Raw genomic sequence first — 13,110 nt, forward strand, 5'->3', positions numbered from 1 at the left:
GAAGACGGTTCTGGAGGGGATTGTCTTCGCTGTTGGTGTTTCAGAGTCCGCTATTAAAATTCTGCCATTAACTTTGCCACAACGGTCGGTTAGCCCAATCAGGGGGAAATCCCATTTTAGTGCTGTCTATGGCGTGGGTGGTTATTAATGCTTTTAGCCGTTCTTTCCAGTGATTGTCGGGGGAAATTACATTCATGAGATACTGTGTCATTGTGAATGTGTTGTAGATTTTTTTTAAACGACGGTCTGTGTCAGGCAATAACCATAAAGTGCTTCGCAAATCATTAGGACCATAAGTTGGAATCTTCATTTTTTTCGAAATGTCACGGTTCCATAATCTGGCGTGGTGAGCGGCTATATTTCTTACTAAAGAAAGGTGTTCGCAAAAAGATGTCATAACCTTTTCATCAAGGTTATAAATCTGGCAAATAGCCATGCGATCTTGCCGAGTCTTTATGTTGGAGAACCATTTAGAAAGCTGTCCCATGGTCATTAGCTCGACTACAGCCCATATCGGGGGTAGTGTTTCCTGGTATTTGGCTTTGAAATGTCGAATAAAGTCTTCGTTACTTTTTTTCACATCATTTTGCAAGTTAGTTAATCCAGCTTGGTATTTGCCTTGATCTTGAAATAGTGCTGGATCAAGATGTGGGTGCGACGTGTTATGGCGGTGACTCAGATGGTAAGCCATTTGCGTTCTCAATGAGACTTCAATGCGCTCAATAGCATCCATTAAAAGCAGTCTTAGTTCTCGGTCAAAAATATATAAATTTAATATGTCATCGAACGATGTGCCTGGCTTTACCTGATGATTACTATGAGTTTGCTCAAAAGGTAAGCAATAAGCGGCAAGCCGATAATAATTGAGTTGTGATAGATAGAATTCAGCTTTTTGGGGTCTGGAATACTTATTCCGTGAGACTGTAGTATTTGAACTTGATCAGAGAATGACCGAGGAGGTTTGCTAAACTGAATCTTGACCGAGGGAGGCACTTTTTGATTTTACAATTTTTATGAAAAAATCTGGGAAGCTAAAAAGAGTAACCCCTCGGGGTGCGCTGATCTAATGGGAAGCGTGAGGGGTGTTGTTAATGTTAATTATAAACAGAAAACACGATGATTGCAATTTTTTTATTTTATCGGTGTTGAAGGGGGGGTAATCGGTTGATAGGACTGTATGGGGGGGATGTTCCTGATTTGTTCGACGATCAAATAGAGCGGTCAATATTACTTTACCCAAACGCATTTTAGCCAGAATTGATGCAAAGGCTAAAGCTGCAGGTGAAAGCCGTTCTGGATATAAAAATATGGCCTTGACGGCCAATTAAAAGCAGCGGCTTTTTCCAGGGCTTTATGGTATTAAGGCGGGTATTCATGTATGTCATGACTCCCGCCTTGATTTATTTTAACCCTTGCTCGCTTCCAATGCCTGGTCCAGGTCGGCAATAATGTCATCAATATGTTCAATGCCAATAGACAGGCGGATCATGTCGGCGCTAACGCCTGCAGTGGCCAGTTCTTTTTCATTCAGCTGGCGGTGGGTGGTGCTGGCGGGGTGGCAGGCCAGGGATTTGGCGTCGCCAATGTTCACCAGTCGGGTAATAAGTTGCAGGGCGTCAATGAAGCGGGCGCCACTTTCGCTGCCGCCTTTAATGCCAAAGGTTAAAATGCCTGAAGGTTTGCCGCCCATGTATTTTTGTGCCAGCGCGTGTTCGGGGTGGCTAGGCAGGCCGGCGTATTTTACCCATGCCACTTGAGGGTGGTTGTTTAGGTGTTCGGCCACTTTAAGCGTGTTTTCGCAGTGGCGCTCCATGCGCAGGGAAAGGGTTTCAATGCCTTGGATAATCAAAAAAGCGCTTAATGGGGCCAGGACGGCACCGGTGTTGCGCAGCGGGCCAACACGGCAGCGGCCAATAAATGCGGCGGGGCCAAAAGCGTCGGTGTAGACCACGCCGTGGTAAGCCGGGTCGGGTTCATTCAGAATGGCAAAGCGTTCTTTGTGTTCGGCCCAGGGGAATTTGCCTGAATCCACCACGGCACCGGCAATGGTGGTGCCATGGCCGCCAATGTATTTGGTGAGCGAATGCACCACAATATCGGCACCGTGTTCAAAGGGGCGGCACAGCGCGGGCGAGGCCACGGTGTTGTCAACAATCAGCGGTACGCCATGGCGGTGGGCGGCATCGGCCAGGGCCTGGATGTCAATAATATTGCCGGCCGGGTTGCCAATGGATTCGCAGAAGACTGCCTTGGTGTTGTCGTCAATCAAGGCTTCCAGGGCGGCAATGTCGTTATGGGGGGCCATGCGCACTTCAATGCCCTGGCGCGGGAATGAATGGGCGAACAGGTTGTAGGTGCCCCCGTACAGGGTGCTGACTGAAACAATGTTGTCACCGGCACCGGCTATGGTTTGAATGGCGTAGGTAATGGCCGCCATGCCCGAGGCAACCACCAGCGCGCCAATCCCGCCTTCCAGTGCCGCCACGCGCTCTTCAAGCACCGCATTGGTGGGGTTCATGATGCGGGTGTAAATATTGCCAGCCACTTTCAGGTCAAACAAATCAGCCCCGTGCTGGGTGTTGTCAAACGCGTAGGAAGTGGTTTGGTAAATGGGTACTGCCACGGCTTTGGTGGTGGGTTCGGGTTTATAGCCGGCGTGAATCGCCAGTGTCTCTAACTTCATGCTTCCTCCGGGGGATAAAAATTGCAAAATATGCGTTCCCACGCAGGAGCGTGGGAACGAGAGTGGTTCCAAATTCTGGTTCCCATGCTCTAGCGTGGGAGCCCGTTGTGTTTCGTTCGTTCTGGTTCCCTCGCTCCTGCGTGGGAACAAAGGATTGTTAATCCGTAGACTAGCAGATTTCTTCTGGTTCCCATGCTCCCGCGTGGGAACAAAGGATTGTTAATCCGTAGACTAGCAGATTTTACATAACTTAAAATTATTTTGTTATGGCAAATGAGGGTATGCATTCCTGTGCGGGAGCATGGGAAGAAGAAAAAGTTAATCTTTGCTTTATAATTCGTAGAAGTAGATGCTATGTTCTTCGCAAATTCCTTTCTTTGTATTTGTGACAAAATTGCGTACTGTGTTTTCAACACCGTATATTGCTTGTTTCCATGCTCCTGCTTGGGAACAAAAGCGCGATTGTCTACTGCATTTTCAAATATCTTACTTTTCATCGGTTGCCGATTACTTTATGTCCAACTTTACCATTGCCGCTTTATATAAATTTGTAGAATTGTCCGATTACGAGGCAATGCGTGAACCCTTGCAGGCTTTTTGCGAGCAGCATAATGTAAAGGGCACTTTGTTGCTGGCGCTGGAAGGCATTAATGGCACGATTGCCGGCCCACGCGAGGGGATTGATGCGGTGTTGGCTTATTTGCGCAATGACCCGCGCTTGGCTACGCTGGAGCATAAAGAATCCTGGTCGGAAGACCGCGAGCCGTTTCACCGTATGCGGGTGCGCCTGAAAAAAGAAATCGTTACCATGGGGCAGCCGAATGTGAATGGACAAAATGCGGGTACGTATGTGAAACCTGAAGACTGGAATGACCTTATTTCCGATCCTGATGTGGTTCTGATTGATACCCGTAATGATTACGAAGTGGATATTGGCACCTTCAAGGGGGCGGTTAATCCTGAAACGGTTACTTTCCGTGAGTTTCCGCAATGGGTGCAAGAGCAGGCCCGGGAGGGTGGTTTGCTGGATAAAAACAGGAAAAAGAAAGTGGCCATGTTTTGTACCGGTGGCATTCGCTGTGAGAAATCAACCGCTTATATGAAATCCCTGGGCTACGATGAGGTCTATCATTTAGAGGGCGGTATTCTTAAGTATCTGGAAACCATTCCCCAGCCACAGAGCCTGTGGGAAGGCGAGTGCTTTGTGTTTGATGAGCGGGTGTCGGTGGGTCATGGGTTGGTGCCGGGGCAGTATGTTCAGTGCCGCGCCTGCCGTCATCCTTTAACGGAGGAGGATCGTGCTTCTGTTCATTATGTGCGCGGTGAAAGCTGCCCGCATTGCTGGGATAAGATTACTGAAGAGCAACGCGCGCGTTTTCGGGAAAGGCAGCGTCAGGTGGACTTGGCTGAGCAGCGCCACGAGGGCCATATTGGTGCAAAAATGGATGAGCAAATTCGCAAGCGCCGGGAAGAAAAACTGGCACAAAAAGAAAAATCCCGTCAAATGGCGCATGAGCTTGATCAACAAAAGAGCAAATAGTTGTTTTTTGTGTTGAAAAAAGGTAGAAACTAGTGCATACCCTAAGTGTGAATTGTCATATTCTGGTGCATAATTCATTTCATGCAGGTGAGGAGACAAAATGCCAGGCAAAGACCGGGCAACTTGCTGGTAACGGCTCATAAGCAGTAAGCGGTTCCAAAATAAATACAAGAAAGGGCGATTAATGTCACAAGCATTAATCGCCCTTATTAATTTCAGCACGGTTTATGCGTTCCCACGCGGAGCATGGGAACGAGTACGCAAATTCCCCTCTGCGGAGGGGTGTCAGGCGAAGCCTGACGGGGTGGTTGACGAAAACCTGTTTTCTGGTTCCCACGCTCCCGCGTGGGAACCTCTTGTGTTCACTCCCGCATGACAACACATCACTTAAGTTTTAGTATTTAACAACACCAGCAGCGCACCGGTTCCGCCCATGCTTTCCGGGGCCTGGATGAATGCCTGGGTGGCTTCCAGTTGCCGTAACCACGCTTTCACCATATCTTTCAGTACCGACTGCCCATCTTTGGAGCCGTAGCCTTTGCCGTGAATAATGCAAACGCAACGCACCTGATGCTGCAGGCAAGACTGGATGAAGCGGTCGAACCGTTCGGCGGCCTGTTCGGCCGTGGTACCGTGAAGGTCCAGGGTGGCGGAAACGGGCCAGGTGCCGCGGGCCAGCTTTTTCAGCAGATCTTTACTGTGGGCATGCTGGACGTAAGAGGTATCGTCGGTGGGCGGGTTTTTGTCCACTTGCACGGGACGGGTGTCTTGCCGGGCACCGGGAGCCGGGTTAAGCGCGGCAACCGCCTTGCCCTCGGCCTGCGCCCGTCTGGCCAGTACCAGGGCACTGGGTGCTTTCGGGGTGGCCACATGTGGAATGCGATTGCTGCCGAGCAAAGGGGTCACCCCCCTTACCGATTGCCGGAACAGGGCGGCGTCTTCGCTGGAAAGAGCCGCCGTAGCGGCACTGCCTGAAGTGAATTGTTTTTGCCGTGCCTGTTCTTTGGCCTGTTTTTCTGCCTTGGCCTGTTCTGCGCTGTACTTTTTCTGCATGCGCTTCAGGTCTTCAAGGCTGCCTTTAATTACCTTCATTTTCCAACCAACGCTGTGCATCAAGAGCTGCCATGCATCCGGTACCTGCACTGGTAATGGCCTGGCGGTAAATGTGGTCTTGCACGTCGCCGGCGGCAAAAACACCGGGTACGGACGTCATGGTGGCAAAGCCTTGCTGGCCGCCCTGGGTTTTAATGTAACCACCGTGCTCCATGTCCAGCTGGCCTTCGAAAATGCCGGTATTGGGCTGGTGTCCAATGGCAATGAAAGCGCCGGTTACGGCCAGTTCCTGTGTGGTATTATCTTGCGTGTTGCGAATACGTACACCGGTTACGCCACTGTCATCACCCAGGACCTCTTCCAGGGTGTGAAACAGCTGCAGTTCCATATTGCCGTTTTTCACCTTTTCCATCATTTTGTCAATCAGGATGGGTTCGGCACGGAATTTGTCGCGGCGGTGAATAACCGTGACTTTGCGGCAGATGTTGGACAGGTACAGGGCTTCTTCAACGGCTGTGTTGCCACCGCCCACCACGACCACGTCCTGGTTGCGATAGAAAAAGCCGTCGCAGGTGGCACAGGCGGACACGCCTTTGCCCATGAAGGCTTCTTCGGAAGGCAGGCCCAGGTATTTGGCGCTGGCACCGGTGGCAATAATCAGGCTGTCGCAGGTATAAACATTACCCATTTCGGAGTACAGGGTGAAAGGTCGTTTGGACAGGTCCACGCGTTCTATCTGGTCTAGAATGATTTCGGTGTTGAAACGTTCGGCATGTTGCAAAAAGCGTTGCATCAGGTCGGGACCTTGCACGCCTTCAGGGTCGGCCGGCCAGTTGTCGACATCGGTGGTGGTCATGAGCTGACCGCCTTGCGCCATGCCGGTAACCAGTACCGGATTCAGGTTGGCGCGGGCTGCATAAACCGCCGCAGAATAGCCAGCCGGGCCCGAGCCCAGAATCAAAACCTTGGAATGTTTAACATCGCTCATTTATATTCATCCTATAATGGTAATCCACAATTATAATATGACTTATGGCACGTTCTTCTAATACACTTTCAAATCGCTCAGCTGGTCGTAACAAACGCAACCAGAAAAGCGGCTCTTCCCCGGCAACCGATCGCGTGGTTTCCCTGTTTGGTGAAGCCAAATGGGTGCTGTATGCGGCATTGGCCGCGGCTTTGGCGTTCACGCTGTTTACCTGGCATCCCACCGATCCCGGCTGGGTCAGTACTTCTTCTTCCCACCAGGTGCACAACAGGCTGGGTATTGTGGGGGCGTACGTCTCGGATATTCTGTATTACCTGGTGGGACTTTCCGCCTGGTGGCTGGTGGTTTGTTTCATACGAAGAATGTGGGTGGGCTATCGCCGCTTAATGAACCGAATCGTGCTCGATCCTGATATGGATTTACCCCGCGTGCATTGGGAGCAGGGCATTGGCTTTGTCATGCTGTTTCTGGGTTCAATGGGTTTTGAAGCCAGTCAGCTACAGAATCTGGGTGAACAGCTCCCGGGGGGCGCGGGCGGGGTATTGGGGCAGCTTTTTGCCAAGAACCTGTATATGTTGATTGGTCCCAGTGGTTCGGGCATTGCATTGTTTCTGTTGCTGGCCTTGGGCTTCAGTTTCTTTTTTGGTTTTTCATGGCTGGCGGTGGCGGAAAAAATCGGTTTTGCCATTCAGCGTATTTTTGGCGGTATTGGCGAATTTTTCAGTGCCCGCAAAGACCGCAAGGCTGGTGAGGCCGCCAAAGCGGTGCGCCAGGAACATCTGGTTGAACAAAAAGTCAAACTGACTCATGAGCAACCGGTGCGAATAGAGCCGGCCATTACCAGTATTCCGAAGGCGGAACGGGTGATTAAAGACAGGCAGGAAAAACAGGAAAAGCAGCCAGCCTTGTCACCGGTCGTGCGCCAGGAGTCCGAAGGCACGTTGCCGGCCCTGGATTTGCTTGATCCGGCCCAGGACAACGTAGAAACCGTTTCTCCGGAAACCATTGAATATACGTCCCGCCTTATTGAAAAGAAATTGCGTGATTTTGGGGTGGAGGTGACGGTGGTGGCCGCCCAGGCCGGGCCGGTGATTACCCGCTATGAAATAGAACCCGCAACGGGGGTTAAGGGCAGTCAGATTGTTAACCTGTCCAAAGACCTGGCCCGGGCGCTTAGCTTAATTAGCATTCGGGTGGTGGAAACCATTCCCGGCAAGAATTTGATGGGGCTTGAGTTGCCCAATCCGCGCCGTCAAATGGTGCGCCTGTCTGAGATTATTGGCTCCAAAACCTATCACGACAACCCTTCAGCCCTAACCATGGTGCTGGGTAAGGATATTGCGGGTAATCCGGTGGTGGCCGACCTGGCCAAAATGCCCCACTTGCTGGTGGCCGGTACGACCGGTTCGGGCAAGTCGGTGGGTATTAATGCCATGATTCTGTCTTTGCTGTACAAGGCCGATGCCTCGCAGGTTCGCCTTATTCTGATTGACCCGAAAATGCTGGAAATGAGCATTTACGAGGGTATTCCGCATTTGCTGGCACCGGTGGTGACCGATATGCGCCAGGCCGCCAACGCCTTGAATTGGTGTGTGGGTGAAATGGAGAAGCGCTACAAGCTGATGAGTAAAATGGGTGTGCGTAATTTGGGTGGTTATAACGCCAAAATTCGCGAAGCCGCCAAAAAAGGTGAAACCATTCCGAACCCGTTTTCCTTGACGCCCGAAGCGCCCGAGCCGTTAACCACGCTACCCTTTATTGTGGTGGTTATCGACGAGCTGGCCGATTTGATGATGGTGGTGGGCAAGAAAATTGAAGAACTCATTGCCCGTCTGGCGCAAAAAGCCCGGGCCTCGGGTATTCATCTGGTGCTGGCAACCCAGCGGCCCAGTGTGGATGTGATTACCGGCTTGATCAAGGCTAATATTCCCACCCGTATTGCCTTTCAGGTGTCTTCCAAAATTGATTCACGCACCATTTTGGACCAGATGGGTGCGGAAACCCTGCTGGGTCAGGGCGATATGCTGTTCCTGCCACCGGGCACCGGCCTGCCGCGTCGGGTGCATGGCGCTTTTGTGGCCGATGACGAGGTGCATCGCGTGGTCGAGTGCCTGAAAGAGCAGGGCGAAGCCGATTATATTGACGGCATTCTGGAAGGCGGTGCACCCGGTGAAACCGGTGATGGCCTGGGGAGCGTGACCGGTTTTGCCGACCCTGAATCAGATCCCCTATATGACCAGGCCGTGGCGATTGTGCTGAAAAACCGCCGGGCCTCCATCTCTTCAGTGCAGCGTCACTTGCGCATTGGCTACAACCGCGCCGCCCGCTTGCTGGAACAAATGGAACAGGCGGGCGTGGTGTCTGCCATGCAGTCCAACGGCAACCGGGAAATTCTGGTACCTGCGGGGCAGGACGAGGGGTGATTATTTCAAGGCCGTAATTGTATTTACGCTTATGTAACAGTGTGGTGGGGATAATTCTGTTAAAAACAGGGCGTAGGTTGCGTGAAACCACTCCGGCGCTTTGCGCCACCCCTCCTGTGGGGGGGGCAGGCAAAGCCAGGCGGGGTGGTTGTGTAAAGCATTCAACCCCACCCAGTAAATCCCGCCTCCGCGGGAATTGACAAAAACACATCTAGGTTGCACTGCCAATAGTGGCGGGGTTTTCCGGAGAATATTGAATGAAGAAAAAAGCGTTGCTTGCCACCATTTCCCTGACATTGGCCGTTACCGGCTGGGGTGTTCAGGCGCAATCCATTACGGTATCACCTTCTTTTCAGCTGCCCGATGCCAGTCTGAATACCGATTTGCGGAATTTGAAGTTTGAGGAAATTCCAGCGGTTAACAATACGGTGAAGGCCGATGCCAGCCAGCAATTGAAAGATTTTGTGCGTAATGTGAAATCGGCCAGTGGCCAGTTTGCCCAGCAAACCACGGGTTCGGCTGCCCAAACGGGTTCATTCGGCTTCGAGCGGCCTGGCAAGTTTTACTGGAATGTCGCTACGCCTTACGAGCAGCAGGTTATTTCTGACGGCAAAACCGTGTACCAGTATGACCCTGATTTAATGCAGGTTACGCAGCGCCCGGTCAACCAGGCAGTGGGCGCTTCACCGGCTGCTATTTTGTTTGGCTCGGGTTCGCTGGATGAAAGCTTTAACGTAACCGTGTTGCCGGCGCAAAGTGGTCTGGTGTGGTTGCGTGCTATTCCCAAAGTGCCTGATGCCGGTTTGTCGCATGTGGATATTGCGTTTGCCAACAACTTGCCCGCCGAGTTGGTGATTCTGGATTCTTTCGGACAAACCACCAGTATCAAGATGCGCAATTTCAAGGCCAATGCCAAAATTCCGGCCAGCCAGTTCCAGTTCAAGGCACCGGCCGGGGTGGACACGGTTAGAATGTAATTCCATGGACGGTAATCTGGTATAAAAAAGGGTCTTTGGACCCTTTTTTTTGTTTAAGTAGGTGTGAATCTCCTTTATGATAGGCTGTATGTAAATACAGTATTGTGAATTCAATGAATGACAATGATTTATTTCAATCCCAGGCATTAAGTTCAGCGCCGCTGGCCGAGCGTTTGCGTCCGCGAACGCTGGATCAGGTGGTGGGGCAGTCGCATTTGCTGGCACCGGGCAAGCCTTTGCGGGTGGCTTTTGAGTCTGGCCGGCCGCATTCCATGATTTTCTGGGGGCCGCCGGGGGTGGGTAAAACCACGCTGGCGCGACTCATGACCGATGGCTTTGATGCCCGGTTTATTGCCATTTCCGCCGTGTTGGGTGGAGTGAAAGATATTCGTGAGGCTGTTACCGCTGCGCAGGTGGCGCAGGGCCAGGGCCGCAAAACCATTTTGTTTGTCGACGAAGTCCATCGTTTTAACAAGGCCCAGCAAGACGCCTTTTTGCCGTATGTCGAAAGCGGCCTGTTTACCTTTATTGGCGCCACCACCGAGAACCCTTCTTTTGAAATGAATTCGGCCCTGCTGTCCCGGGCGCGGGTGTATGTGCTTCAATCGTTGGGGCAGGAAGAATTGCTGGAACTGGTGAACCGGGCGGTGGAACTGGTGAACAGCGACCGTCCCGAGCATCCGGTGAATATGGATGAAGAGGCTCGCACGCAGCTGGCTGCCTGGGCCGATGGTGATGCCCGTCGCCTGATTAATGCGGTAGAGGTGGTGCTGGATTCGGCCATTGCTTCGGGCCGCGATCGGGTGGACAGTGCCTGGCTGGAAGTGGCCCTGTCACAAAACCTGCGCCGTTTCGACAAGGGGGGCGATGCCTTCTACGATCAGATTTCCGCCTTGCATAAATCGGTCCGTGGTTCCGATCCCGATGCCGCCCTGTATTGGTTTACCCGCATGCTCGATGGCGGTGCCGATGCCAAATATCTGTCGCGCCGCATTGTGCGCATGGCCTGGGAAGACATCGGCCTGGCCGACCCGCGTGCCATGCAGATTGCCAATGACGCAGCCAGTACCTACGAGCGGCTGGGTTCGCCCGAAGGGGAACTGGCTTTGGCGCAGGCGGTTATTTACCTGGCGGTGGCAGCCAAAAGCAACGCCGGTTATATGGCCTACAACCAGGCCCGTGCGTTTGTAAGGCAGGACAAAAGCCGCGAAGTGCCGCCTCATTTGCGCAATGCACCGACTAAATTAATGAAAGAACTGGGTCATGGCCACGCTTACCGCTACGCTCACGACGAACCGCATGGCTATGCCGCTGGCGAAAACTACTTCCCCGAAGGTATGCGCAAACCCGGCTGGTACCGGCCCGTGCCCAGGGGACTGGAAAGTAAAATCGCTGAAAAAATGGCGTTTTTGAAGGGGCTGGATGACGAGGCGCGTAAGAAGTGACGACCAACCACTCGTTCCCACGCTCCCGCGTGGTAACGCCTGTAGTCTGCATTTAGAGGTATTCGTTAACCACCCCGTCAGGCTTCGCCTGCCACCCCTCCACAGAGGGGAATTCTGAGTCACGGTAATGCGAACAGTTTGGTATTGCACTTCCACCCCTTTACAGAGGGGAATTTTTCTTCTTCACGGGAACGCCTGCGGGCAGGCAGAATGCCGTTTATAATGTTAGTCCTTACTGCTCACGCAGCAATCAGGCGTGATGCAAAGTTTTCCGGCTTTCTGCCGGGAACCCCAACATACTTGAACCCTGTTTAAAAAGAAGATTATGTTAGATCCTGTTTTACTGCGCAAAGATTTACCCCGGGTGGTTGCGGCGTTAAAACGCCGTGGCGTCGAATTTGACGAAGAGCGCTTCAATGCCCTTGAAGCCCGTCGCAAGGCGGTTCAGGTAGAAACCGAAACCCTGCAGGCCCAGCGTAATGCACTGGCCAAGCAAATTGGCAAACTCAAGTCGCAAGGGCAGGATGCCAGTGCCGTGATGGCTGAATCGCAGGCCATTCCCGGCAAGCTTAAAGAGCTTGAAGGGCAGTTGAACGATATCAGGCAAGAGCTGGATGCATGGTTAATGTCCATTCCCAACCTGCCCCATGATGCCGTGCCCGATGGCAAAGACAGCGATGAGAACGTCGAAGTGCGTCGCTGGTTGCCCGGCAAGGAATATGTGAAAGACGAGATGCCGGCCGCGCTGGGCTTTGAAGTGGCCGATCACGTGGCGCTGGGTGAAAAACTGGGTATGGAGTTTGATACGGCGGCCAAGCTGTCGGGTTCACGCTTTGTGTTCATGCGTGGCCAAATGGCACGCCTGCACCGTGCCCTGTCGCAGTTCATGCTAGACCTGCATACGGCTGAACATGGTTATACCGAATGCTATACCCCTTATATTGTGAACAGTTCCACCCTGTTTGGCACAGGACAGTTGCCCAAGTTCAAGGAAGACATGTTCTGGGTGACCAAAGGGGGCGATGATGAACCCCAGGTGGACGAGCAGGGTAATCCGGTGGCCAAAGAAGAGCTGTATCTTATTTCAACCTCGGAAATCACGCTGACCAGCACGGTGGCCGACGAAATCGTGCCCGGTGCCAGCTTGCCTATCAAGCTGACTGCACATACGCCCTGTTTTCGTTCCGAAGCAGGCAGTGGTGGCCGTGATACCCGTGGCATGATTCGCCAGCACCAGTTTGACAAGGTTGAAATGGTGCAGGTGGTGCACCCCGAGAAGTCTTACGATGCCCTTGAAGAAATGGTGGGTCATGCTGAAAAGGTCTTGCAGCGGTTGGGCTTGCCATACCGTGTTGTGCTGTTGTGTGCAGGCGATATGGGTTTTGGTGCAAGCAAAACCTATGACCTTGAAGTCTGGATTCCTTCCCAGGATACCTGGCGCGAGATTTCTTCAGTGTCCAACTGCGAGGCGTTCCAGGCCCGTCGCATGCAGGCGCGTTTCCGTAACGAGCAGGGCAAGACAGAATATGCCCACACCCTGAATGGTTCCGGCCTGGCCGTGGGCCGTGCCTTGGTGGCTGTGCTGGAAAACTATCAGCAGGCCGATGGCAGCATTGTGGTGCCTGAAGTATTGCAGCCTTATATGGGCGGTATCAAGTTGCTTCAGCCTTAAAGGTGCGTCCCCACGCAGGAGCATGGGGACGAGAAACGTAATGTTGCTGCTCGTCCATGCTGCCCTCGTTCCCATGCTCCCGCGTGGGAACGGGAAAATCCTGCCCCTGCTCGTTCCCATGCTCCTGCGTGGGAACGGGAAGACTCCACGTGGGAACGGGAACGTAAAATGCTCCGCGTGGGAATGGGACTGTAATATCCTTGGTTAACGTTGATGATGAAAAGGCATGTAAGAGCGGAATAAGTTTTGCATATCAAGGCCTTGTCTGTTTTCAATTGGACAAGGCCTTATGTTTGGTTTAAATATAAAGACATTGTCAGGTATTTTTC

Annotated in this window: 9 protein-coding genes and 1 pseudogene; 6 read left to right on the forward strand and 4 right to left on the reverse strand. The window is 52.5% G+C overall.

All coding sequences use genetic code 11. The annotated features are described in order from the left end of the window. Positions 1-67 precede the first annotated feature (67 nt). Positions 68-868: pseudogene (locus HCX92_RS05760) on the reverse strand (Abi family protein); the annotation flags it as partial. Positions 869-1,244: 376 nt separating this feature from the next. Here HCX92_RS05760 and HCX92_RS05765 point away from each other — a divergent pair. Further along, positions 1,245-1,328, forward strand: coding sequence for a hypothetical protein (locus HCX92_RS05765; RefSeq protein ID WP_371808400.1), 84 nt, complete (start codon positions 1,245-1,247; stop codon positions 1,326-1,328). 77 nt (positions 1,329-1,405) lie between these two features. Here the strand turns inward: HCX92_RS05765 and HCX92_RS05770 are convergent, their stop codons facing one another. Continuing rightward, the gene (locus tag HCX92_RS05770; RefSeq protein WP_169293991.1) at positions 1,406-2,683 is read right to left on the reverse strand and encodes a bifunctional O-acetylhomoserine aminocarboxypropyltransferase/cysteine synthase; all 1,278 of its coding nucleotides are present in this window, start codon (positions 2,681-2,683) and stop codon (positions 1,406-1,408) included. A gap of 514 nt (positions 2,684-3,197) precedes the next feature. Between HCX92_RS05770 and HCX92_RS05775 the strand changes: the two genes are divergently transcribed. Further along, a complete protein-coding gene (locus tag HCX92_RS05775; protein ID WP_169293992.1) occupies positions 3,198-4,223 on the forward strand; it encodes a rhodanese-related sulfurtransferase in 1,026 nt (341 codons plus the stop codon). 387 nt (positions 4,224-4,610) lie between these two features. Here HCX92_RS05775 and HCX92_RS05780 read toward each other — a convergent pair whose 3' ends face one another. Together HCX92_RS05780 and trxB are read right to left on the reverse strand one after the other, a co-directional pair. Next, complete coding sequence (locus tag HCX92_RS05780; RefSeq protein WP_169293993.1) at positions 4,611-5,315, reverse strand: Smr/MutS family protein; 705 nt, start codon at positions 5,313-5,315, stop codon at positions 4,611-4,613. Then, positions 5,302-6,264: a thioredoxin-disulfide reductase gene (trxB, locus tag HCX92_RS05785; RefSeq protein ID WP_169293994.1), complete on the reverse strand. Its 963-nt coding sequence runs from the start codon at positions 6,262-6,264 to the stop codon at positions 5,302-5,304. Before trxB ends, HCX92_RS05780 begins: the two co-directional genes overlap by 14 nt. A gap of 44 nt (positions 6,265-6,308) precedes the next feature. On the opposite strand from trxB, the gene HCX92_RS05790 reads away from it, so the two are divergent. The 4 genes from HCX92_RS05790 to serS all read left to right on the forward strand — a co-directional run bounded on the left by HCX92_RS05790 (position 6,309) and on the right by serS (position 12,781). Then, positions 6,309-8,687, forward strand: coding sequence for a DNA translocase FtsK (locus HCX92_RS05790; protein WP_169293995.1), 2,379 nt, complete (start codon positions 6,309-6,311; stop codon positions 8,685-8,687). 257 nt (positions 8,688-8,944) lie between these two features. Beyond that, positions 8,945-9,664, forward strand: a complete 720-nt coding sequence (lolA, locus tag HCX92_RS05795) for an outer membrane lipoprotein chaperone LolA (protein WP_169293996.1) — start codon at positions 8,945-8,947, stop codon at positions 9,662-9,664. A gap of 113 nt (positions 9,665-9,777) precedes the next feature. Continuing rightward, positions 9,778-11,109: a replication-associated recombination protein A gene (locus HCX92_RS05800; RefSeq protein ID WP_169293997.1), complete on the forward strand. Its 1,332-nt coding sequence runs from the start codon at positions 9,778-9,780 to the stop codon at positions 11,107-11,109. Between the two features lie 325 nt (positions 11,110-11,434). Further along, positions 11,435-12,781 carry a serine--tRNA ligase gene (serS, locus tag HCX92_RS05805; RefSeq protein ID WP_169293998.1) on the forward strand — a complete coding sequence of 449 codons (1,347 nt, stop codon included), beginning with the start codon at positions 11,435-11,437 and terminating at the stop codon, positions 12,779-12,781. Positions 12,782-13,110 lie beyond the last annotated feature (329 nt).

It is taken from the genome of Advenella sp. EE-W14 (assembly GCF_012923605.1).
GTDB lineage: Bacteria > Pseudomonadota > Gammaproteobacteria > Burkholderiales > Burkholderiaceae_B > Advenella > Advenella alkanexedens.